Raw genomic sequence first — 21,203 nt, 5'->3', positions numbered from 1 at the left:
GGCTAAAAATGGTTCAGTACCAGAATGGATTGTAGGATTTCAGTCATCGGACTCGGTTATGTGGGGTTGCCTCTGGCTCGATTATTTGCCACCAAATATCCGGTGGTAGGCTATGACATCAATCCTGGAAGAATTGAAAAATTAAACCGAGGCTGTGACGATACACTGGAGGTCCAAGAGGAGGTTTTGAAGGCTGTTTTAGTCGAGAAGAATCCTTTTTTTCAAAAGGAAAAAGGGCTGTATTGTTCTTCCAACCCAAAGGATATTGCAGCGTCGAATGTGTATATCATCACAACGCCCACGCCGATTGATCGAAGTAAAAAACCGGTACTCGATTTGTTGTTGAAAGCCAGTGAAACAGCGGGGCGGGTTCTGAAGAAGGGGGATATTGTGATTTATGAATCTACGGTTTATCCGGGGGCGACGGAAGAAGATTGTGTTCCCGTATTGGAACGGGTTTCAGGATTGAAATTCAATGAAGATTTTTTTGTGGGCTATTCTCCGGAAAGAATAAATCCCGGCGATAAAGAACATACCATCGAGAAAGTCTTAAAGGTGACGTCGGGCTCTACGCCGGAAATTGGGAAAATGGTGGATGAGCTCTATAAATCGGTAATCACAGCCGGAACGCATTTGGCTCCGACAATCAAAGTGGCGGAAGCGGCTAAAGTGATTGAAAATTCTCAAAGAGATATCAACATCGCTTTTGTGAATGAACTAGCAAAGATATTTAATCTTATGGATATTGATACCCATGCTGTTCTAGAAGCAGCTGGAACAAAATGGAATTTCTTGCCATTTAAACCAGGCTTAGTAGGTGGACATTGTATAGGTGTAGATCCGTATTATTTAGCTCAAAAAGCCCAAGAATATGGTTATCATCCAGAGATTATTTTGGCAGGTCGTCGTTTAAACGACTCGATGGGAAAATATGTGGCAGAGCAAGTGGTAAAGGCCATGATTAAAAAGGATATTCCCGTAAATAATGCAGAAGTACTCATGTTGGGCATTACTTTTAAGGAAAATTGTCCTGATGTCCGTAATACCAAGATTGTAGATGTGATTGCAGCTCTTGAAGATTTCGGAGTGAAAGTAACGACTTATGACCCTTGGGCAAATCCGCAGGAAGTAAGACGCGAATACGGCATTGAAAGTACAAAAGAGATGCCCCAAAAAACATTTGATGCGGTTGTTTTAGGGGTGGCTCATAAAGCATTTTCGGACTTGCCTATTGAAGGATTGAAGAAAGATAAAGCCATTGTTTACGATGTTAAAGGAGTACTGAAAGAAACAGAATATAAGTTATGAATATTATTTTGATATAGTCTTGATAAGACTCTTTAGGGGATTATAGGTTTTATGATTTATATAAATGAGTGCCTCTTGTATGAAAATAAGCTCTCATTTATCAAAGTAAAAGTAGTTCAGTAGATAATAAATAATAAGTGGAGAAGGGATGCGAACGTGTAAACTTTAGAGTGTATTCCTTAAAGTGTGAACGTTTTTTGAATTGGCTTAAAAAATAGACAAAAAACTAAATTTTAAAATAAAAAATGAGCGGGAATATTCTTAGTGTTTGATGTACTGAGGTGGTGGAATTCGTTGAATGTGGTTTAGAAGTAAAAAATACGAGAAGTACGGGCGGGGCTCTTATTACACTTTTTAAGTAGTTATAATGATGTTTATGCAAAAAGAATTGAAAGGAATTGCTATAAATACTATGTATATGTATATGGCACAAGGGTTTAATATGCTTTTGCCCATATTGATACTTCCATATTTGTTAAAAACTTTGTCGGTAGAGAGTTTTGGAGTATATAGTTTTGTATTTGCTTTTTCTCAATTTATAATCTTGTTTGTTGATTTTGGGTTTAATATTTCGGTGACTAAAAAAATTGCAGAAAATGTTGATAATGATATTTTAGTAAAAGAAACTTACTGGAATATTATTTTTATCAAGTTGATTCTGTCATTTATTTCTGTATTACCTGTAAGTTTTTTGATTGTGCTTGTCCCTAAAATAGGGATATATACGGAGGGAATTATTTTGTCTTATATAATGGTTTTGGGGAATGTTTTTTTTCCTTTGTGGTGGTTTCAGGGGATGAATAAAATGAAGCATTTAGGGTTGATAACGGCTCTGTCTAAGCTATTGACTTACCCTCTTATTTTCATATTTGTAAAAGAGAAGACCGATTATGAGAGTGCTATTCTTATACAATCATCATCTTTTGTATTAGCAAGTCTTTTAACATTAGGGTATCTCTATAAGTATTACCCACATTATTTTTCTCGTGTGAAAATAAACAGAGAGATACAAGTGTATCGAAGAGAGATGCAGGAGGCATTTCCTATTTTTTTATCAAACTCTACTATCAGTCTTTATACGAATAGCCTTACGATAATGTTAGGTTTTTTCTCTACAAACTATAATGTTGGGCTTTTTGGGGCTATGGAGAAGCTTACGAGAGTAATATGTTTTGGGATATTTGCTCCTATTAATCAAGTTTGTTTTCCTGTAATAGCTCAGATGAAGAAGGTGGATATGGAGCGAGCGAAGCGTTTGTTTAAGCTGATATTTGGAGTAGCATTTATTTTACTATCAGTAGCTTATGGTGTGTTTTTGCTTATGGAGGAGGAGATTATAGATTGTTTTTTAGCCGAATACAAAGGGATTGACGTAATGCTGAGGGTATTTATGTTGATGATTTTCCCTATTGCATTGGGGGGAATAGTGGGGCAGCTTGGGCTTTTGGGTTTAGGTGGAGAGAGGGAAAAAAAGATTTTTTCTAGAATTTATATCATTGTAGGCGTGCTAAGTCTTCCGGTGTCTTTATTTTGTATAAAGTATTATGAACTATGGGGTACGGTGGGGATAATGATGACTGTGGAAGTGGTGATATTTTTTGGGATGATGTTTTTTGCTAAAAAAGTAATTGTTTAGAATGGAGGTTATAGCTTTATCAATAGTTTTTTTATTGCTATCTATTTTAGGGTATGCTTTAGACAGAAAAATTTTGAATCCTTTGTTTATTACCCCTTTTTTATGGGGGGGGTTATTGTTTTTATACTGGGCAATACCTCATCCTTTATATGCCTTGCAAGAGCAATTTTTATATGCAATACTGATTTGGGTTTTTTCTTTCTTTATGGGGGGCTTGCTATTTGTGAATAAAAAGAAGTTTGGTAGTGGAGATTTATATAATAAGAAGGTATTTAATATGTACTATTATGTAGTATTGGTATTTGCTCCTATGGCATTGATAACATTGGTAATGGAGGCTATTAAAGTAGGACCAGAGATGTTTTTTTTGAGACTAAGGCTAATAAATACAGGGTTAGATGAAGATGATTCTTTTTCGTTGGGAGCGTTAGGGTATGTGTTTAATTTTACTAATGTAGTATGTCTGCTATTTACTTTTTATTATGAAAAACTTTCTAAATTTAAGTATTATGTAGTATTGTTTTTGGCATTTTTGTTAGGTATAATTACATTGGCACGAACAAGTTTAGTAGCTCTTATCATAGGCATTTTTGTGATTTTATATTTTAAAAAAGTTTTAAAAAAGAAGCATTATTTTTATTTTGTCGGAGCGTTTGCTGCTATTATGCTCATGATTACGATGTTTAGAAGTTTTCACGAGGAAAGTTCAATAGAGATAGCCGATACTTTGGCAATTTACCTTTTAGCAGGGATGCCTGCTTTTGATACTCTAGTATATTATCCGACAGAAGATGTAGGAAACTATACTTTCCGATTTTTCTATGCAGTAGCTAATGCTTTGGGAGCGGATTATGGGGTAGAAAAAACGATTCTATCTTATGCGTATGTTCCTATGCCTACTAATGTTTATACCGTAATGTATCCATTTTTTAAAGATTTTGGAAATATTGGAGTGGGTATTTTTGGATTTACTTATGGTGTAATATTCGTGGGGATATATAAACTGAAAATAAATCCAATAGGAGTAATACTGTATGCTTTAATATTACCTAGTTTGATGTTACAGTTTTTTGGAGAGTATATATATCAAAATTTTTCTACATATTTACAATACATGATATTTTTATTAGCACCTTATTTCTTAAAAACAGGAAGATGATAGATATTCTTTTAGCAACCTATAATGGGGAAAGATATATAAGACAACAGCTCTATTCTTTGTTAGCACAAACCTATACAGATTGGCGTTTGCTTGTTCACGATGATGGCTCTCAAGATAAAACTGTTGAACTTGTTAAAGAGTTTCAGAAGATAGACAATAGGATTGTCTTGATAGAAGATGGTGTAAAATGTGGCGGAGCAGGGGCTAATTTTTTACATTTACTAAAATATGCTACGGCAGATTATGTGATTTTTTGTGATCAAGACGATATTTGGTTGGAAAATAAGTTAGAGGTAATGTATGAAAGATTGAAAGAGGAAAAAGAACCTTGCGGAATATTTGCAGGAGGATATTTGTACACTTCAGATAAGGGAGTTACAGGAAGCATTCCCTCTCCGATATTGAGAGATTTTAAAGATTTATTTTTTATTGCTGGTGGGCTACAAGGTTGTTCTATGATGTTTAATAGACCGTTATGTAATTTAATTCAAGACTACGATGACTATATGGTAATGCATGATTATTTGGTAACATTAGGTGTGTTATCTTTTGGGAAGTTAATATACCTACAAGATAAATTGATGCTTTATAGACAACAACATGAGGGGAAGGTTACGGCTAATGTAGATACGGGGATTGCCAATAAAGTGAAAAGAAAATTTCCTGTAATAGATACTAAACATCATAAATCCTTTGTATCTTTTGTAGAAAAATATAACGATAAACTAACCTCTCATCAAAAGTATATTTTTGGAGAGTATATGAAAATTTATCATTCAGAGAGTTTGTTAAAGCGTATTTTCTTGGTGTTGAAGAATAGATTTAAATTAGGGAATTCTAGGATGTATTTAGTGGCAAAAATGATTTTAAGACCCATAAAAGAGAGATGAAAAAACCTGTTATTACTGTTTTTACGCCTACCTATAATAGAGCGTATTTACTTCCTCGTTTGTACGAAAGCTTATGTAGACAAACATGTACAGCGTTTATTTGGCTTATAGTAGACGATGGTTCTACCGATAATACGAAAGATCTTGTGTGGAAGTGGCAAGAAGACTCATTGGTTGACATTGTATATATATATCAAGAAAATCAAGGTATGCATGGAGCTCATAATACAGCCTATGAAAATTGTTATACGGAGTATAATGTATGCATTGATTCAGATGATTATATGCCAGATGATGCAATCGAAAGGATTTTGTTTCATATAGGGCATATGCCAAGTGATTTGGCGGGGATTGTAGGATTAGATGCAGATAAAAATACACTTCGTGTGATAGGAACTGAAATTCCTAGAGAGCTTACTCGTGTGAAACTTAATGAATTGTATTCTAGTTATGAGGTAAGAGGAGATAAGAAATTGGTTTTAAAAACTGATATAGTGAGGCGATATCCTAAATATCCGCTTTACTCCAATGAGCGTTTTGTTCCTCTAGATTACTTGTATTTGATGATAAATAGAGACTACGATTTTATGCCTGTTAATGAAGTGTTTTGCATTGTGGAATATCAGCAGGATGGCTCTACAATGAATATTTTGAGGCAGTATCAGAAGAGTCCTAATGGTTTTGCGTTTTCTAGAGTTAGTAGAATTAATTATGAAAATACTTTCAGAGAAAGATTTAAAAATGCTATACACTTGGTATCTTCAGCAATATTTGCGAAAGATTTTAAATGGATATTTAAGTCTAACCACACACTTTTAGTACTTTTGGCTATTCCATTTGGGATACTATTGAATTTCTATATAAGAGTGAAAATTAAAAAGTAAATGAAAATCCTGCATGTTATTAATAGTTTAAGCACAGGTGGAGCCGAAAAACTGATAGTAGAAACACTACCTCTGCTAGGTGAAAATAAAGACTTGGAAGTCGAATTATTATTGTTAAATGGTAGTGAGACTCCTTTTTATAAGGAACTAGCTTCTAATCCTGCGATTAAAATACATTTCTTATCAAAGGGAAGTGTGTATAATCCATTGCTTATTTTCAAACTAATTCCATTTGTGAATAGATATGACATTATTCATGTACATTTATTTCCAGCTCAATACTTTGTAGTATTAGCAAAGTTTATTTCATTTTCGAAAGCAAAACTTATATTTACAGAACATAGTACAAGTAATAGAAGGCTCCAAAATCCTAAATATAAATGGATAGAGCAGTTCATTTATCATAAGTATTCTAAGATTATTTGTATTACTGAGGGAGTGAGAAGTGAATTGAAAAGATGTTTGAATATACCAAATCGTAAATTGAAAGTAATTCAGAATGGAATTAATATTGATAAAATAGGAAAGGAAAAAAGTTATAAAAAAACAGATTTGGGTTTTTCTCAGTATGATAAAATTTTAATAAAAGTAGCGGGATTCCGTAGAGAAAAAGACCAGGATACGGTGATAAAATGTTTGAAAAAACTTCCTGAAAATTATAAACTAATACTAGTAGGTGATGGAGAGAGAAGGCAAGAGATAGAACAATTGATAAGGGATAAGCAGTTAGAAAAAAGAGTATTTTTGCTTGGGATAAGAAATGATGTGATTTCTTTGATAAAAATGTGTGATATAGCGGTTTTATCTTCTCATTGGGAAGGGTTTGGATTAGCAGCTGCAGAGGCGATGGCTTGTGGTATTTCTACAGTAGCCTCTAATGTAAAGGGGCTGAACAAGGTTGTGGAAGATGGAGGACTTCTTTTTGAAAAAGGAGATGTAGAAGATTTAAAAGAAAAAATTCTTTCTTTGGAAAATCCTGACTACTATGTTGAAATTTCTAATAAAGGAAAAATAAAAGCGAGAAAATATGATATTTGTAACATGATAGATAGTTTATACCATACGTATTTACAAGTGTAATATAAATGATAAAGGAAATATTTATACATATTATTTTATTTTTAGTAGGGTTGTCTATCATAGAGATTTTTTTAGATGGTTTAAAAAAAGAAAATCATGGAACGTTTTTGTGTTATTCTGCAGTTGTTATATTGATTGTGCTTCTAACAGGTTTTCGTCCGATAGGAATAGATAGGGACGGACTGATGTATAATGAATATTATGAAGGTATATGTGAATATACTTATATCCAAATCATAGTAGGTAGTCCACATAGAATAGTAGAAGTAGGTTATTTATTGATAAATAAGCTTTTTTGTGGTATAGGTTTTAGAGAACTTCTCTTGGTGATAGCGGTTTTAAGTATTCTTCCCAAGGCATATTTATTATATCGTTATGCAGCATATCCATTTTTTGCACTATTAATGTATATGAGTTTTTTTTATCTGCTGAGGGATTTTACTCAGATTAGAGATGCTGTTGCTATTTCTTTTGTTTTATTTTCTTTATTTTCAGTTTTTTATAAAAAATATTTGTGGAGTTGTTTTTTTTTAGTGCTAGGGAGCTTATTTCATTTGGTAAGCTTGATGTTTATACCCATTTTTCTATGCTTGGTCTACGTAAATGAACAGAATGTATATTATAAATTATTATTGTTGTCTGTTCCATTTTTATTTTGGGATATTACTAGTGAAATAATGACTATACTAAATGATTATCTACCGGAACAATTAGCTAAGTATAATAAAATAGAAGGAGGAGGGAGTGGAACTATCTTACTTTTAATGCTTATGACGGTGATATCTTATTTTTTTGTTGAGAATGATCCAAGGTTAGAATATATGAATAAGATAGTTTTGATAGGATTGTTTACTGGCATTTTGTTTTATCATCATCCAGTATTGTATAGAATCACTAATGGGTTAGCTTTTTTCTCAATATTAATGTATGTGAATATTATTAAAAAAATGAACGAACACTACAAATTATTGAGTTACATATTTGCAATGACAATTATAGTGTATTTTTGTAGTCAAAATATAAGAATTCTTATTAATGATTAAAGGAGAACACTATCGTAGCATTATTGAAAGGACAGTGGCACTTAGTCAGAATTTTGATGTTACCTCTACTTTTGGAGAGGGAGGTGAGGCCTTTAAGAGGAGAAATTAAGATGTATGCCATGTCCGTAATACAAAAAAATCCCATTTTAAATATGTTATTTCTATGGTTAAGTTTAGAAAAGAAAAAATACAAATAGTACATTTTATCTTTCAAAAGGAAGAGTTTACTTTCTGTAGTTTTATTGGTAAATTTGCCTATCTATTTTGAAGGTGTTTTAGACTTAATTTGAGAGTGAAGAATGGTGGGAGATACTTTTGGTAAGGGAAAAATTGTTGTCAATAGATAAAGTTAAGTATAAAGAAGATGAATAAAAAAGTTTTGCATATAGTAACAATTTCGTTTGTTATTAATCATTTTTTTGGTGACCAATTCAAATATTTACGCTCTGTGACTGGCAATAAATATTATTTGGGATGTTCTCCGGATCGGCATTTTTATGAATTGGCTTCGGAACTTCAATATACGCCTTTTGCAGTGGAAGTAACAAGGAGCATAACGCCGTTAAAAGATTTATTGGCGGTTTTTAAAATTTATCGTTTTATAAAACGTCATGGTATAGAGGTAGTGGTAGGCCACACTCCTAAGGGAGGTTTGGTTTCGATGATTGCGGCGTCTTTGGCGGGAGTTAAAGATCGGGTTTATTTTCGTCATGGCATTATTTATGAAACCAGTAAGGGGTTAAAGCGGGTTTTGTTGAAAAACTTGGACAGACTTTCTGGTCGGTTGGCGACCAAAGTTATTTGTGTGAGTCCGAGCGTGAAAAAAATAAGCGAAAGAGACGGGTTGAATGCGGAGACCAAAAACCGTATTTTGGGGCTGGGAACTTGTAATGGAATCGATACGGAGAATAAATTTAATCCGAATCATTTTGAACCGTCTTTTTTGGACAATTTGCGGTCTAAACATGGGTTTTGTGAGGGGGATTTTGTTATTGGTTATGTAGGGAGATTGGTTAGGGATAAGGGAATTAATGAATTGGTAAAGGCGTTTGTTTCTTTGTATAAGCAATATCCTTCGGTCAAGTTACTCTTGGTAGGGCCTTTTGAAGAGAAGGATTCGGTTTCCGAAGATACCAAAGCGGCGGTATTGAACCATCCTCAAATCGTTAATACGGGATTTGTGTTGGATGCCTCTCCATACTTTAAATTAATGGATATTTTTGTTTTGGCCTCTTATAGGGAGGGGTTTCCGACGGTCACATTGGAAGCGTCTTCTATGGGATTACCGATTATAACGACTAAAGCAACGGGATGTTTGGAATCTATAAAAGAAGGCGTAACGGGGATGTATGTGGAGAACGATTCGGAGGATATTCGGTCTAAAATCGAGATTTATTTTCAAAATGAGGCTTTAAGGAAAGAGCATGGGGAGGCAGGGCGTCGTTTTGTAAGAGAGCATTTTGAACAGAAAAAATTTTGGGACATCATTCATAAGGAGTTAAATTATTAGTTGCATGAAAACCATTATTACAGGAGCTTCGGGATTTGTAGGGCAAAACCTCTCGAAATATTTTGAGTCGAACGGAACAGAGGTGATAAAATTATCTTTACGGACTCCTCAATGGAAGTTGGACCACTCGGCTAATGCGGTTGTTCATCTTGCGGGTAAAGCTCATGATACGGACAATACTTCGGATGAAAAAGCATACTTTGAGGTTAATACCGAGCTTACCAAGCGTTTGTTTGAGGCGTTTTTAAAATCGGATATTCAGGATTTTGTTTATTTCAGTAGCGTGAAGGCTGTGGCTGATACAGTTGAAGGCGTTTTAGAGGAAAAACAAGTGCCCCGGCCGTATACGCCTTACGGAAAGTCAAAATTATTAGCAGAGGAATATCTGTTAGCTAAAGAGTTGCCCGAAGGAAAACGAGTGTTTATCATTCGTCCATGCATGATTCACGGCGAGGGCAATAAGGGAAACCTTAATTTGCTATACAAAATTGTAGAAAAAGGGGTGCCTTGGTTTTTGGCGTCGTTTGAAAATCAACGCTCGTTTTTATCGATTGATAATTTGAATTTTGTGATTTTTGAGCTTCTTAAAAACAAAGAAATACCTTCAGGAATTTATAATGTTTCGGATGATGAAAGTTTATCAACCAATGCATTGATTTCGATTATTTCTAACACACTGGGGAAAAAGCCTAAATTATGGCACTGGTCAGCAAATGTGATCACAAAAGTGGCTAAAATGGGTGATAAGTTATTACTTCCCCTTAACTCGGAACGATTGAAAAAACTTACAGAAAGCTATATCGTCTCCAACCAAAAAATAAAATCGGCTTTGGGAATAGAAAAACTGCCCTATACGGCTGAAGAAGGCTTAATAAAAACCATAAAGAGTTTTCAAAATAAAAAATAGAATTTTATGATAAGGCTGATAGATTTTTTAGCATCGTTTTTTGGGCTGTTGTTTTTGTGGCCTATTGGTTTGCTATTATATGTGATTGGTTTGTTTGATACGGGTTCTCCTGTATTTGTGCAGGAGCGGGTGGGTAAAAATAAAAAGCCCTTTAATTTATACAAATTTCGTACGATGCATAAGGATACTAAGTCAGTGGCTTCGCATTTGGCCAGTCAGGCTTCGATTACGAAATTTGGTGCGTTTTTGAGGAAAACCAAACTGGACGAGCTTCCACAACTGCTTAATGTTCTTAAGGGCGATATGAGTTTGGTAGGAGCGAGACCTAATTTATTTAACCAAACGGAACTGATTGAAGAACGCGAAAAATTAGGTGTGTATGATTTTTTGCCTGGGATTACGGGGTTGGCTCAAATTAACGAAGTGGATATGTCCACTCCGAAAAAATTGGCAGAGTTAGATGCTCAGATGTATCAAACTTTAACATTGAGTAGGTATTTTTATTATATATTTGCTACGGTTGGAGGAAAAGGTCAAGGGGATAGAGTGAAATAAAATGAAAACCAAACTTTCTTTATCTTCACCACATATGTCGGGGGCAGAAGTGCTTTATGTAGAAAAGGCATTTCAGGAAAATTATGTCTCTACTTTGGGGCAAAATATAGAGCTGTTTGAGGATAAATTGAGGGTATGGCTTGGGGAAAACATTTTTCCTGTTGCATTAAATACAGGCACCGCTGCTTTGCATTTGGCTTTGATTATTTTAGGAGTTAAAATGGGAGATGAGGTCATTTGTCAGAGCATGACTTTTTCGGCATCGGCGAATCCGATTGCTTATCAAGGGGCAACACCTGTGTTTGTGGATAGCGAAAAAGAAACTTGGAATATGTGTCCTGTGGCTTTGGAAGAAGCCATCAAAGATAGACTGTCTAAAGGTAAAAAGCCGAAAGCCATTATTGTGGTCCACCTTTACGGAATGCCGGCAAAAATGAATGAACTGATGGCAGTTGCTTCTAAATATGAAATTCCCATCATTGAAGATGCGGCAGAGGCTTTAGGAAGCAGCTATAAAGGACAGAAATGCGGTACTTTCGGGGAAATGAGTATTTTGAGTTTCAATGGTAATAAAATTATTACGACTTCAGGAGGTGGAGCCTTGCTCTGTCAGACCTCTGCACAGAAAGAAAAAGCGGTGTTTTTATCTACTCAGGCGAGAGATAACGCGCCACATTACCAGCATTCGGAGATTGGTTATAACTATAGAATGAGCAACATTTGTGCAGGAATAGGGTGTGGACAAATGGAAGTTTTAGATGAAAGGATTTCTCAACGAAGAGCCAATCATCAGTTTTATATCGATTTGTTCAAAAATATGGAAGGTGTAGAGGTGCTCACTGAGCCATCGGAAGATTGTTTTTCCAACCATTGGCTGTCAGCAGTGGTGATTGATGCTCAAAAGGCTGGTTTTTCCAGAGAGGATTTACGCTTGAAATTTTTGGAAGATAATATCGAATCTCGTCCATTATGGAAGCCAATGCATTTGCAACCTGTTTTTGCTGAGGCTCCATATTACGGTGGTCGGGTGGCGGAGCAGTTGTTTGAAAACGGACTATGTTTGCCTTCGGGGTCTAATTTAACCGATGCGGATAGGCAGAGAATATCAGAAATGGTTTCTAAACTGAAAGGTTAGGGCGTATCCCTCTCCAACGCTATTGCCAGCCGCTAGGGTCGGGCTATCGTTTATACGCCTCGGTCATTGCCGCTCCGCTTCGCTCCGCGGCATCTTCCCTTCGGGGTATCCACTCGATCCCTTACGCGGGTGCGGTGGGTAAATAAAAATGAGTATATGAAAGGGGAACCATACACCTATCTGAAAATAAAATATACACTCGCTATAATTTTAGCGGGTGTTATTATTGTTGTTATATTTCCTTTACTTTTGTTTTTGTTAATATTGGTATCCGTAGATACTAATTCTTTCGGGATTTTTGTGCAGGATAGAGTGGGGCAGTATGGCAAGCTATTTAGGATATATAAGTTTAAAACCATTCATCCCATTTCTCGTAAAATATCAAAGGTTGGTGCTTTTTTAAGAAAAACCAAATTAGATGAGCTTCCCCAATTGTTTAATATTTTGAAAGGTGAGATGAGTTTCATCGGTCCTCGTCCAGATGTACCGGGGTATTATGATGGTCTTAAGGGAGAGGATAGAAAAGTATTGATTTTAAAACCGGGGCTTTTATCGGAAGCCAGTTTAGAATACCGAAACGAAGAGTATCTTTTAAATCAAAAAGAGAATCCATTGAAATATAACGACGAGGTTATTTTTCCGCACAAAATCAAACTAAATTTAGAGTATTTAGAAAGAGTATCTTTTAAGGAAGATATAAGAATATTACTAAAAACTTGTGGTATTTTTTTTAATAAGTAAAAAACTTTATTTTTGTATGGTATTATAAACTATGAAAATTAGAGAAACTCCATTAAAAGACTGTTACATTATTGAGCCTGCCATTTTTGAAGATGAAAGAGGCTACTTTTACGAAAAATTTAACGAGAAAAAATTTGAGGAACTTACAGGCATGAACGGGCATTTCGTTCAAGATAATATCTCTAAATCGTCGTATGGGGTTCTTAGAGGGTTGCACCTGCAGAAAGGGGAGCATGCTCAAGCGAAACTCGTGTCTTGCTTAGAAGGAAAAGTTTGGGATGTGGCGGTGGATTTAAGGGAAGATTCGCCTTCGTTTGGGAAATGGTATGGAGTGGAATTAACGGCAGAAAATAAGTTACAGTTTTATGTGCCGAGAGGCTTTGCTCACGGCTTTGCGGTGTTGAGTGAAATGGCAGTTTTTGCCTATAAATGTGATAATTTTTACAATAAGGAGTCTGAAGGCGGAATCCTTTGGAACGATGCGGATTTAGCGATAGATTGGAAGTTGGATGAGACAGATGTTATTCTTTCCGAAAAAGATAAAGTACAGTTGCCATTTTCTAAAAAGAATTTTTAAAAAATAAATGATGAAATCAATTATAATAACAGGCGGAGCAGGTTTTATTGGCTCTCATGTGGTAAGAGAGTTTGTAAAAAACTTGCCTAATACCAAAATAATCAATTTAGATGCCCTAACTTATGCGGGGAATTTAGAGAATTTAAAAGATATTGAAAACGAACCCAACTACACTTTTGAAAGGGCAGATATTACCAAAGTAGAAGAGTTAAGAAAGGTATTTGAAAAACATCAGCCTGATGCGGTGGTGCATTTGGCGGCGGAGAGCCATGTGGATAGAAGTATTACCGACCCTAACGCTTTCATCAATACCAATGTGATGGGTACGGCTAATTTATTAAATCTTTGCCGTGAATTTTGGACGCTTAATCCAGAGCATACGCACGGGAATTTCCCAGATGAGCCTAGGCAAAACCTATTTTATCATGTTTCTACTGATGAGGTCTATGGAGCTTTAGGCGAAACGGGGTTCTTCACCGAAGAAACACCTTATGATCCGAAATCACCTTACTCGGCGAGTAAAGCAGCTTCCGACCATTTGGTAAGAGCGTATGGGAACACTTACGGAATGCCTTTTATTGTGTCTAATTGTTCTAACAATTACGGTCCAAATCATTTTCCTGAAAAATTAATTCCACTTTGTATATCTAATATTATCAACGAGAAACCGCTACCTATTTATGGTGATGGTAAATATACAAGAGATTGGCTGTTTGTCATAGATCATGCAAAGGCGATTTTCCAAATTTTCCACGAAGCTAAAACAGGCGAAACTTACAATATTGGCGGTTGGAACGAGTGGCAAAATATTGATTTAATCAAAGAACTTATCAAACAGATGGATGCCAAGTTAGGTCGTCCAGAGGGATATTCCGAAAAGTTAATCACTTTTGTGAAAGATCGTCCTGGGCATGATAAACGCTATGCGATAGATGCTACGAAACTCAATAAAGATTTAGGCTGGAAACCAAGCGTTACTTTTGAAGAAGGTCTGGCTAAGACCATCGACTGGTTTTTGAATAATCAAGACTGGTTGGAGAATGTCACCAGTGGCGCTTATCAAGAATATTACAAAGCACAGTATAAAAATTAAAACCATGAAAGGAATTATACTTGCAGGAGGCTCAGGTACAAGGCTTTACCCGTTAACTATTGCGGTGAGCAAACAGCTGATGCCTGTTTATGATAAACCGATGATTTACTATCCGCTTTCCACGTTGTTGTTGGCGGGCATTCGGGAAATTTTGATTATTACGACGCCTCACGACCAAGAGGGGTTTAAAAAACTTTTGGGCGATGGTTCGCAAATTGGTTGTCGAATAGAGTACAAAGTACAGCCCAGTCCAGACGGATTGGCACAAGCCTTTATTTTAGGAGAGGAATTCATTGGTGACGATTCGGTGGCGTTGGTATTAGGCGATAATATTTTTTATGGTACGGGTTTGCCACAACTATTAGAAAGTAAAACTAGCATCAAAGGAGGTTGTGTGTTTGCTTATCAAGTTTCTGACCCAGAAAGATATGGAGTGGTAGAGTTTGACTCTGATAACAAAGCGATTTCCATTGAGGAGAAACCTGAAAATCCAAAATCGAATTATGCGGTGCCGGGATTGTACTTCTACGATAATCAGGTGGTAGAGTTTGCTAAAAATCTAAAACCTTCGCCGAGAGGCGAGTTAGAAATTACCGACATCAACAAAATTTACTTAGAAAGAGGCGAGTTGGAAGTTGGGGTAATGAGCCGAGGAACCGCGTGGTTAGATACAGGCACATTTGACTCTCTACATGAGGCTTCGGAGTTTGTGAAGGTTTTAGAAAAGCGTCAAGGGTTCAAAATTTCTTGCATTGAAGAAATTGCCTATAAAAAAGATTTCATCAATAAAGAACAACTTCTGAAATCGGCAGAGAAATACGGAAAGAGTGGTTATGGGGCCTACCTTAAGGCTTTGGTGCGTTAGAATTTAATTTTTTTCGGGGAAAAATAATATTTTGCGGTCATTCGGTCATTCGGGATGGCCGTTTTCCTTTGGGTATGGTTTAAAATTCTTAAATTTGCAGCCTATGGGACAAATCATGGCGATTGATTACGGAAAAAAGCGGACGGGGCTAGCTGTTACCGACGATTTTCAGATTGTGGCCAGTGGTCTCGATACGGTGGAGACGGAGCGTTTGATGCCTTTTTTGGAGCGGTATTTTTCGCAGAATGTGGTGGACGAAGTGGTTGTGGGGCTTCCGGTGGATTTGCGCGGGAAGGCTTCCGAGGTGGAGGCGTCTATTTTGACGTTTATCGAGCGTTTTCGTTCGGTTTTTCCTTTGGTGCCGGTTCACCGTTACGATGAGCGGTTTACCTCCAAGATGGCTTCTTTTTTTATCAGCCAGAGCGGAAAGGGAAAGAAGGCGAGGCAGGACAAGGGCTTGATTGATAAGGTTAGTGCGACACTGATATTGCAGAGTTATTTGGAACAAAAACAGCGGGGCTTGCTTTAGCGGGCGGCTGGTGGATTATAAAATACGATAGATGATATTACCGATTCGGGCATTCGGGGACCCTGTTCTCCGAAAAGTAGGCCGGGAGATCGATGCCGATTATCCGGGCTTGAAAGAGTTGATAGATAATATGTTCGAGACCATGTACGGGGCGAACGGGATAGGTTTGGCGGCGCCTCAGATTGGGCTGGACATCCGTTTGTTCGTGGTGGACATCCGTCCGTTGGCGGAGGACGAAGACTACGAGGCTGTTGCGGAGGAGTTGAAGGACTTTAAAAAAGTATTCATTAATGCTCGGATTTTGGAGCAGAGCGGTGAGGAGTGGAAATTTAACGAGGGGTGTCTTTCGATTCCTGAGGTTCGGGAGGACGTTAAGCGCAAGGAAACCATCGTGGTGGATTATTGGGATGAAAATTTTGTGCATCATACCGAAACTTTTTCCGATATTCGTGCCCGCGTTATCCAACACGAGTACGATCATATCGAGGGGATTCTTTTTACGGATCATCTTTCGGCGTTGAAGAAGAAATTGGTAAAAGGAAAACTTCAGAAGATTGCCAAGGGCGAGGTGGATGTGAATTATAAAATGAGATTTCCCAAATAGGGTTAGCGCTTTTTTGGAATTAGATTTGATAAGATAGATAAAACAAAATCTGGCCTTGGGGGCAGACGTTAAAAAGACAAGTTATGCAGTTAGAAAAAATTATTTCGATTTCAGGAAAACCGGGGTTGTTCAAACTGGTTTCGCAACTGAGAAACGGGTTTATCATCGAAGATGTGACGACCAAAAAGAAGGTAAGCATTGGGAATTCTTCCCAAGTGAGTTTGTTGGACAATATTGCGATGTTTACTTTCGACAAGGAAGTTCCTTTGTTCGAGGTTTTCGAGGCAATTGCTAAGGAATACGGGTACGAGGAGGCGATTTCGCACAAAGCGTCGGAGCAGGAGCTTCGGGCTTTTATGGAGAAAGCGTTGCCGACGTATGACCGCGAGCGGGTGTACATTTCAGACATTAAGAAATTGGCTCAGTGGTATAATATTTTGCAGAAGGCTGGCTACATTACCCCGGAGAGTTTCGTAAAGGCGGAAGCGGAAGCTCAGGAGGCGGAGGTTGCGGTTGAAAAAACAACCAAAAAGGCAGCGCCTAAAGCGGAGAAGCCGGCTCAGCCTAAGGCTAAAGCGAGTGCTTCGGCTAAGAGTACGGTAAAATCCACGCAGAGAAAGCAAGGCTAAGGCGTGCTTTTGGAATTTAAAAATTAATGTAAACCTTGCCTTGGGGCAGGGTTTATTTTTTTAGAAATATTACATTTGCATAGAGTGTGATTAAAAATAAGAACATTATGGAAAACCGAGCGGAAACGTTGGAGGCATTCTCCCGTTTGCTGGATATTATGGACGATTTGAGGGCGCGGTGCCCATGGGATCGGAAGCAGACTTTGCAATCGCTCCGTCATCTTACTTTGGAGGAGGTTTACGAATTGTCGGACGCTTTGCTGGAGGAGGATTTGCCGGAGATTAAAAAGGAACTGGGGGATGTTTTGCTTCATTTGGTGTTTTATGCGAAAATCGGGGCAGAAAAACAGGCGTTTGACATGGCGGAGGTGATCCGTTCTTTGAATGATAAGCTGGTGTTTCGTCATCCGCATATTTATGGGGAGGTCCAAGCGGACAGCGAGGAAGAGGTTAAACGAAACTGGGAGAAACTCAAACTCAAGGAGGGCAACCGTTCGGTGCTTTCTGGGATTTCCAAGGGGGCTCCCAGTTTGGTGAAGGCGCTTCGCATTCAGGAAAAGGTTCGGGGGATTGGGTTTGAATTTCCCGATGCTGAGGCCGCTTGGCAGAAGGTGGAGGAAGAGTTGGCGGAATTTCGGGCAGAGACGGATGCGGAACGGAAGGAAAAAGAGTTGGGGGACGTCTTTTTTTCTTTGGTGAATTACGCTCGTTTGTCGGGGCTTAATCCCGATACGGCTTTGGAGAAAACCAATCATAAGTTTATCTCCCGTTTTCAAAGGATGGAGGCTTTGGCTTCGGAGCGAAATTGGTCTTTGTCTTCGCTTTCTTTGGAGGTGATGGATGAACTTTGGGAGGAGGCTAAGGCGATGGAAAAGTGATTTTTTGGGAGAGGGAATAGAAATTAAATCATAAAAGACGAGAAAAATGAAATCGAGAATTTTACTGGAAGAGCTTTGGATTTACGCTTTTCATGGGGTTTTGCCGGAGGAGACTTTGACGGGGACGTATTATTTGTTGGACGTGGAACTCCATGCGGATTTGTGGAAGGCTTCGCAGAGTGATTCGCTTTCGGACACGGTGAACTATGCGGAGGTCAATGCGATTATTCACGAGCAGATGCGTGTGCCTTCTAAACTGTTGGAGCATGTGGCCGGGCGTATTATGGCTTCGGTTTCCCAACGTTTTCCCGAGGTGGAATATATGCGCGTGAAAATCACCAAGACGGCTCCGCCGATGGAGGGGGAGATGCGTGGCGTGAGTGTGGAGTTGGAGCGGGCGTTTCGTTGAGGCTTCGGACTCAGCGGTTTTCGTAAAAGGTTTTAAGCAGTCTTATTTCGCCGTATTCGAAATCGTCGGGAAGATGTTTTTTCCAGTCGTTGAGGCTGTCGAAGGTTTCGATTTGGAATTGGTTTTCAAACGTTTTTATTTTTTCTTTGGGGAGCAGCCGTTTTAGGTCTTCTTCGGTCATTTGTTTGGTTTCGGCGAACTTTGAAAAATGGCCGATGATTGTAGCGGGGACCAAACCTCTTTCTTTGGCGATTTCGGGCAGGGTTTTTCCTTCGGAAAAAAGATTCCAAGTGATGAGGTGGGTCGGGATTTTTACGGCTTTGGCGCTGATTTCTTTTTTTTCTTTTTCGTCAAAAAGTGGGGTTTCCAACAGGCGGACGTCCTGAAGGCCTTTCAGATAGTCTTGCAGGTCGTCGATGAGGGTTTTGACGTGTTCGTTATAGGCTTTCATTCCGCTGACGCCTTTGGTTTCGGCGTAGTGTTGTTTCAGCGGGTCGAAGAGCTTTTCGTGAACTTGTTGGAAAAAGAAAAGGACGGCGCCTTTGGACTTTTGTTCGATGTCGGTCCAGTCTTCCTTGCCTTCGACGAATTTTTTGGTTTTTTGTTTTAGGACTTTTTCAAATTTTTCAAAAACTGAACCGAGGTTTTCGCTTTCGCTTTTTAGGCTGTAGTAGAGGGCTTTGGTTTTTAGCGGGTCGGTTTTCTTGCTTTCGTTGGCGGCTTTGTGCCATTGTTCGATTTCGTTGCTTAGCCAGCGGCAGTCGGTTCGGCTGAGGACTTTCCCTATACTGTAATCGTATTTTTCGCTATTTAGGATTTGGTCGATTTGGTCGTTGGCGTTGGTGGCATTTTGGAACCCCGAAACGCGGCGGTCGCTAAAGATTGCCTCGGGGGTAATTGGCGATTTCAGGACGATGCCTTCCAGCGTTCGGCATCGGGAGAGGGCGACGTAGACCTGACCGGAGGCAAAGGATTTTCCGGCATCAATGATGACGCGGTCAAAAGTCAGACCTTGACTTTTGTGAATGGTTACGGCCCAAGCCAGTCGGATAGGGTATTGCTCGAAACTGCCTAAAACTTCTTCCTGAACGGTTTTGTCTTGAGCGAGGGAGTATTTTTTATTTTCCCAGGCTTCGGTTTTTAGGAGGTATTCTTGGTCTTCCCCTTCGATGATTACGCCGATTCGGTCTTCACTCAGAGAACTGACTTCGGCCAGTTTTCCGTTGTAGTAGCGTTTTTCTCCGCTGGCGTCGTTTCGGATGAACATGACTTGGCTGCCGACTTTTAGCTCCAGCGTGGCTTCGTTGGGGTATTGGTTTTCTTTGAAGTCGCCGAAAATCTTGGCTTCATAGAAATAGGACTTTCCGCCTAATTCGTTTAGTTTTTCCCGATTGATTTCTTCGGCCATGCGGTTGTGGGAGGTCAGATAAACGTAGGCTTCGCCTTTGGGGTCGAAGTCGGGAATGTAGCGGGAATTCAGGCTTTGAAAATCTATTTTGTTTCGTTCGCCGTCCCTTATGGCGTTAAGAATGCTTAAAAAATGCTCGTCTTTTTGGCGGTAAACCTTGGTTAGTTCGATGGTAACCAAACTCAGATTTTCGAGGGCTTTCGCGCTGAAAAAAAACGGGGAAGCATAGTATTTGGAAAGAAGGTTTTCGTCCCTTACCACGGGAGGAAGCTGGTAAAGATCGCCAATGAAAAGCATCTGTACGCCACCGAACGGTGCCGGGATCCGGCGGATGTGGCGCAGGGCGAAGTCCATCATGTCTAAAACGTCGGCTCTGAGCATGGACACCTCATCAATGATGAGGATTTCGACCTCCCTTAGCAGTTTGAGCTTGTCTTTTCGGTATTTGAAATGCTGGATCAGGTCGGCAATATTGTTCCCCATGCTTCCGTCGATACGTTCGAGGGTGGGGAAAAAAGGACGCAGCGGCAATCCGAACATCGAGTGGATGGTTACGCCGCCGGCGTTGATGGCGGCAATTCCCGTAGGGGCAACAATCAGATGTTTCTTTTGGGTGTTTTTAACGAAATGGTTGAGGAAGGTGGTTTTGCCCGTTCCGGCTTTTCCCGTGAGAAAGAGGCTTCGGTTGGTATGTTCGGCTAAATCGAATATCTGCTGGTTCATTACCCAAATTTATTAAAAAACTCGGTAATGTGGCGAAAGGATGGCTTCAAATTTGCTATTGAGAGGACAATTTTTAAATTCAAGGATGAAGAAACTATTGGTTTGGACGGTAGGGCTTTTGTTAGGGGGAACGGCTTGCCAATCCCGAGATAAGATGCAGGCTTTGGAAGAGCGGTTGCCGAAGGATGTGGTGCACATGAAAATCAAACACGATAGTTTGAATCTCTCTCGGCAGAAGCATGAAGATGAAGCGGAAAAAGGGTTTGGCGAGCAAACTTTAAAACCATAAAGGCAGGTTTTGGATAGGGAAGAAATTAGATCTTTTGATGCGGTATTATATGTTTGTAACCCGATAATAAAAAACACTTCATTTGGAGGTGCTTTTTTGTTTTATACGCTATTATTTTCTATAATAAAATGTTAATTTCTTACCTGTTGTGCATTTAGGAATTAAAAAAGAAAAAGATTGTCCATTTGATTAATAAATCGTATATTTAATTGATTACCAAGTCATTAAATATATGAGCAATCTCATTCAAAACTACAAAATTATTTTAGAACAATTGACAAAAACCTGCAAACATATTGAAACAAGCAAGAAAATCAGGAATCCCAAAATGTCTGATTTGGAACTTGT

The 21,203-nt window shown here is 38.5% G+C and carries 22 protein-coding genes and 1 pseudogene; 22 read left to right on the top strand and 1 reads right to left on the bottom strand.

Going from position 1 to position 21,203, the window contains the following annotated elements:
* The first annotated feature begins 24 nt into the window (after window positions 1-24).
* The 20 genes from VQ048_RS05695 (at window position 25) to folB (ending at window position 18,435) form a co-directional block, all read left to right on the top strand.
* Window positions 25-1,308, top strand: a complete 1,284-nt coding sequence (locus tag VQ048_RS05695; protein ID WP_327610727.1) for a nucleotide sugar dehydrogenase — start codon at window positions 25-27, stop codon at window positions 1,306-1,308.
* Window positions 1,309-1,684: 376 nt separating this feature from the next.
* Window positions 1,685-2,944 (top strand): oligosaccharide flippase family protein, encoded by a 1,260-nt coding sequence (locus VQ048_RS05690; protein ID WP_327610726.1) that lies wholly within the window; start codon window positions 1,685-1,687, stop codon window positions 2,942-2,944.
* Between the two features lies 1 nt (window position 2,945).
* Complete coding sequence (locus VQ048_RS05685; RefSeq protein ID WP_327610725.1) at window positions 2,946-4,103, top strand: O-antigen polymerase; 1,158 nt, start codon at window positions 2,946-2,948, stop codon at window positions 4,101-4,103.
* A complete protein-coding gene (locus VQ048_RS05680; protein WP_327610724.1) occupies window positions 4,100-4,996 on the top strand; it encodes a glycosyltransferase family 2 protein in 897 nt (298 codons plus the stop codon). Before VQ048_RS05685 ends, VQ048_RS05680 begins: the two co-directional genes overlap by 4 nt.
* Window positions 4,993-5,880, top strand: a complete 888-nt coding sequence (locus tag VQ048_RS05675; RefSeq protein ID WP_327610723.1) for a glycosyltransferase family 2 protein — start codon at window positions 4,993-4,995, stop codon at window positions 5,878-5,880. The genes VQ048_RS05680 and VQ048_RS05675 overlap by 4 nt, the downstream gene beginning before the upstream one ends.
* Window positions 5,881-6,960 carry a glycosyltransferase gene (locus VQ048_RS05670; protein ID WP_327610722.1) on the top strand — a complete coding sequence of 360 codons (1,080 nt, stop codon included), beginning with the start codon at window positions 5,881-5,883 and terminating at the stop codon, window positions 6,958-6,960. It begins immediately after the preceding gene.
* A 5-nt stretch (window positions 6,961-6,965) separates the two neighbouring features.
* Complete coding sequence (locus tag VQ048_RS05665; protein WP_274126130.1) at window positions 6,966-8,003, top strand: EpsG family protein; 1,038 nt, start codon at window positions 6,966-6,968, stop codon at window positions 8,001-8,003.
* 448 nt (window positions 8,004-8,451) lie between these two features.
* The gene (locus VQ048_RS05660; protein WP_327610721.1) at window positions 8,452-9,513 is read left to right on the top strand and encodes a glycosyltransferase family 4 protein; all 1,062 of its coding nucleotides are present in this window, start codon (window positions 8,452-8,454) and stop codon (window positions 9,511-9,513) included.
* A gap of 4 nt (window positions 9,514-9,517) precedes the next feature.
* Window positions 9,518-10,420 carry an NAD-dependent epimerase/dehydratase family protein gene (locus tag VQ048_RS05655; RefSeq protein ID WP_274126132.1) on the top strand — a complete coding sequence of 301 codons (903 nt, stop codon included), beginning with the start codon at window positions 9,518-9,520 and terminating at the stop codon, window positions 10,418-10,420.
* Window positions 10,421-10,426: 6 nt separating this feature from the next.
* Entirely contained in the window at window positions 10,427-10,975 is a 549-nt protein-coding gene (locus VQ048_RS05650) for a sugar transferase (RefSeq protein WP_327610720.1), read from the top strand.
* 1 nt (window position 10,976) lies between these two features.
* Window positions 10,977-12,110: an aminotransferase class I/II-fold pyridoxal phosphate-dependent enzyme gene (locus tag VQ048_RS05645; protein ID WP_327610719.1), complete on the top strand. Its 1,134-nt coding sequence runs from the start codon at window positions 10,977-10,979 to the stop codon at window positions 12,108-12,110.
* Window positions 12,111-12,266: 156 nt separating this feature from the next.
* Complete coding sequence (locus tag VQ048_RS05640; protein WP_327610718.1) at window positions 12,267-12,851, top strand: sugar transferase; 585 nt, start codon at window positions 12,267-12,269, stop codon at window positions 12,849-12,851.
* A gap of 31 nt (window positions 12,852-12,882) precedes the next feature.
* Window positions 12,883-13,428 (top strand): dTDP-4-dehydrorhamnose 3,5-epimerase, encoded by a 546-nt coding sequence (gene rfbC, locus VQ048_RS05635; protein WP_327610717.1) that lies wholly within the window; start codon window positions 12,883-12,885, stop codon window positions 13,426-13,428.
* Between the two features lie 10 nt (window positions 13,429-13,438).
* Complete coding sequence (gene rfbB / locus VQ048_RS05630; protein ID WP_327610832.1) at window positions 13,439-14,521, top strand: dTDP-glucose 4,6-dehydratase; 1,083 nt, start codon at window positions 13,439-13,441, stop codon at window positions 14,519-14,521.
* A gap of 4 nt (window positions 14,522-14,525) precedes the next feature.
* Window positions 14,526-15,386 (top strand): glucose-1-phosphate thymidylyltransferase RfbA, encoded by an 861-nt coding sequence (gene rfbA, locus VQ048_RS05625; protein WP_327610716.1) that lies wholly within the window; start codon window positions 14,526-14,528, stop codon window positions 15,384-15,386.
* Window positions 15,387-15,489: 103 nt separating this feature from the next.
* The gene (gene ruvX, locus VQ048_RS05620) at window positions 15,490-15,915 is read left to right on the top strand and encodes a Holliday junction resolvase RuvX (protein WP_327610715.1); all 426 of its coding nucleotides are present in this window, start codon (window positions 15,490-15,492) and stop codon (window positions 15,913-15,915) included.
* A gap of 31 nt (window positions 15,916-15,946) precedes the next feature.
* Window positions 15,947-16,519 (top strand): peptide deformylase, encoded by a 573-nt coding sequence (gene def, locus VQ048_RS05615; protein ID WP_327610714.1) that lies wholly within the window; start codon window positions 15,947-15,949, stop codon window positions 16,517-16,519.
* Between the two features lie 83 nt (window positions 16,520-16,602).
* A complete protein-coding gene (locus tag VQ048_RS05610; protein ID WP_327610713.1) occupies window positions 16,603-17,148 on the top strand; it encodes a DUF5606 family protein in 546 nt (181 codons plus the stop codon).
* A 107-nt stretch (window positions 17,149-17,255) separates the two neighbouring features.
* On the top strand, window positions 17,256-18,026 hold the full coding sequence (gene mazG / locus VQ048_RS05605) for a nucleoside triphosphate pyrophosphohydrolase (protein ID WP_327610712.1): 771 nt from the start codon (window positions 17,256-17,258) through the stop codon (window positions 18,024-18,026).
* Between the two features lie 46 nt (window positions 18,027-18,072).
* The gene (folB, locus tag VQ048_RS05600) at window positions 18,073-18,435 is read left to right on the top strand and encodes a dihydroneopterin aldolase (RefSeq protein ID WP_327610711.1); all 363 of its coding nucleotides are present in this window, start codon (window positions 18,073-18,075) and stop codon (window positions 18,433-18,435) included.
* A 10-nt stretch (window positions 18,436-18,445) separates the two neighbouring features.
* Here folB and VQ048_RS05595 read toward each other — a convergent pair whose 3' ends face one another.
* Window positions 18,446-20,566 carry a helix-turn-helix domain-containing protein gene (locus tag VQ048_RS05595; RefSeq protein ID WP_327610710.1) on the bottom strand — a complete coding sequence of 707 codons (2,121 nt, stop codon included), beginning with the start codon at window positions 20,564-20,566 and terminating at the stop codon, window positions 18,446-18,448.
* Window positions 20,567-20,651: 85 nt separating this feature from the next.
* Here VQ048_RS05595 and VQ048_RS05590 point away from each other — a divergent pair, with 85 nt between their 5' ends.
* On the top strand, window positions 20,652-20,855 hold the full coding sequence (locus tag VQ048_RS05590) for a hypothetical protein (protein ID WP_327610709.1): 204 nt from the start codon (window positions 20,652-20,654) through the stop codon (window positions 20,853-20,855).
* Between the two features lie 232 nt (window positions 20,856-21,087).
* Window positions 21,088-21,203, top strand: a pseudogene (locus VQ048_RS12940) (IS982 family transposase); the annotation flags it as partial.

This window comes from Bergeyella anatis (genome assembly GCF_036016955.1).
In the GTDB taxonomy this organism is placed as follows: Bacteria; Bacteroidota; Bacteroidia; order Flavobacteriales; family Weeksellaceae; genus JAYWXI01.
This window is presented reverse-complemented; position numbering and strand designations above follow the sequence as displayed.

Bases quoted from the DNA above. Each gene is read 5' to 3' on its own strand.
- VQ048_RS05695 (WP_327610727.1), top strand. From the start codon at position 25: ATGGATTGTAGGATTTCAGTCATCGGACTCGGTTATGTGGGGTTGCCT.
- VQ048_RS05690 (WP_327610726.1), top strand. From the start codon at position 1,685: ATGCAAAAAGAATTGAAAGGAATTGCTATAAATACTATGTATATGTAT.
- VQ048_RS05685 (WP_327610725.1), top strand. From the start codon at position 2,946: ATGGAGGTTATAGCTTTATCAATAGTTTTTTTATTGCTATCTATTTTA.
- VQ048_RS05680 (WP_327610724.1), top strand. From the start codon at position 4,100: ATGATAGATATTCTTTTAGCAACCTATAATGGGGAAAGATATATAAGA.
- VQ048_RS05675 (WP_327610723.1), top strand. From the start codon at position 4,993: ATGAAAAAACCTGTTATTACTGTTTTTACGCCTACCTATAATAGAGCG.
- VQ048_RS05670 (WP_327610722.1), top strand. From the start codon at position 5,881: ATGAAAATCCTGCATGTTATTAATAGTTTAAGCACAGGTGGAGCCGAA.
- VQ048_RS05665 (WP_274126130.1), top strand. From the start codon at position 6,966: ATGATAAAGGAAATATTTATACATATTATTTTATTTTTAGTAGGGTTG.
- VQ048_RS05655 (WP_274126132.1), top strand. From the start codon at position 9,518: ATGAAAACCATTATTACAGGAGCTTCGGGATTTGTAGGGCAAAACCTC.
- VQ048_RS05650 (WP_327610720.1), top strand. From the start codon at position 10,427: ATGATAAGGCTGATAGATTTTTTAGCATCGTTTTTTGGGCTGTTGTTT.
- VQ048_RS05645 (WP_327610719.1), top strand. From the start codon at position 10,977: ATGAAAACCAAACTTTCTTTATCTTCACCACATATGTCGGGGGCAGAA.
- VQ048_RS05640 (WP_327610718.1), top strand. From the start codon at position 12,267: ATGAAAGGGGAACCATACACCTATCTGAAAATAAAATATACACTCGCT.
- rfbC (WP_327610717.1), top strand. From the start codon at position 12,883: ATGAAAATTAGAGAAACTCCATTAAAAGACTGTTACATTATTGAGCCT.
- rfbB (WP_327610832.1), top strand. From the start codon at position 13,439: ATGAAATCAATTATAATAACAGGCGGAGCAGGTTTTATTGGCTCTCAT.
- rfbA (WP_327610716.1), top strand. From the start codon at position 14,526: ATGAAAGGAATTATACTTGCAGGAGGCTCAGGTACAAGGCTTTACCCG.
- ruvX (WP_327610715.1), top strand. From the start codon at position 15,490: ATGGGACAAATCATGGCGATTGATTACGGAAAAAAGCGGACGGGGCTA.
- def (WP_327610714.1), top strand. From the start codon at position 15,947: ATGATATTACCGATTCGGGCATTCGGGGACCCTGTTCTCCGAAAAGTA.
- VQ048_RS05610 (WP_327610713.1), top strand. From the start codon at position 16,603: ATGCAGTTAGAAAAAATTATTTCGATTTCAGGAAAACCGGGGTTGTTC.
- mazG (WP_327610712.1), top strand. From the start codon at position 17,256: ATGGAAAACCGAGCGGAAACGTTGGAGGCATTCTCCCGTTTGCTGGAT.
- folB (WP_327610711.1), top strand. From the start codon at position 18,073: ATGAAATCGAGAATTTTACTGGAAGAGCTTTGGATTTACGCTTTTCAT.
- VQ048_RS05595 (WP_327610710.1), bottom strand. From the start codon at position 20,566: ATGAACCAGCAGATATTCGATTTAGCCGAACATACCAACCGAAGCCTC.
- VQ048_RS05590 (WP_327610709.1), top strand. From the start codon at position 20,652: ATGAAGAAACTATTGGTTTGGACGGTAGGGCTTTTGTTAGGGGGAACG.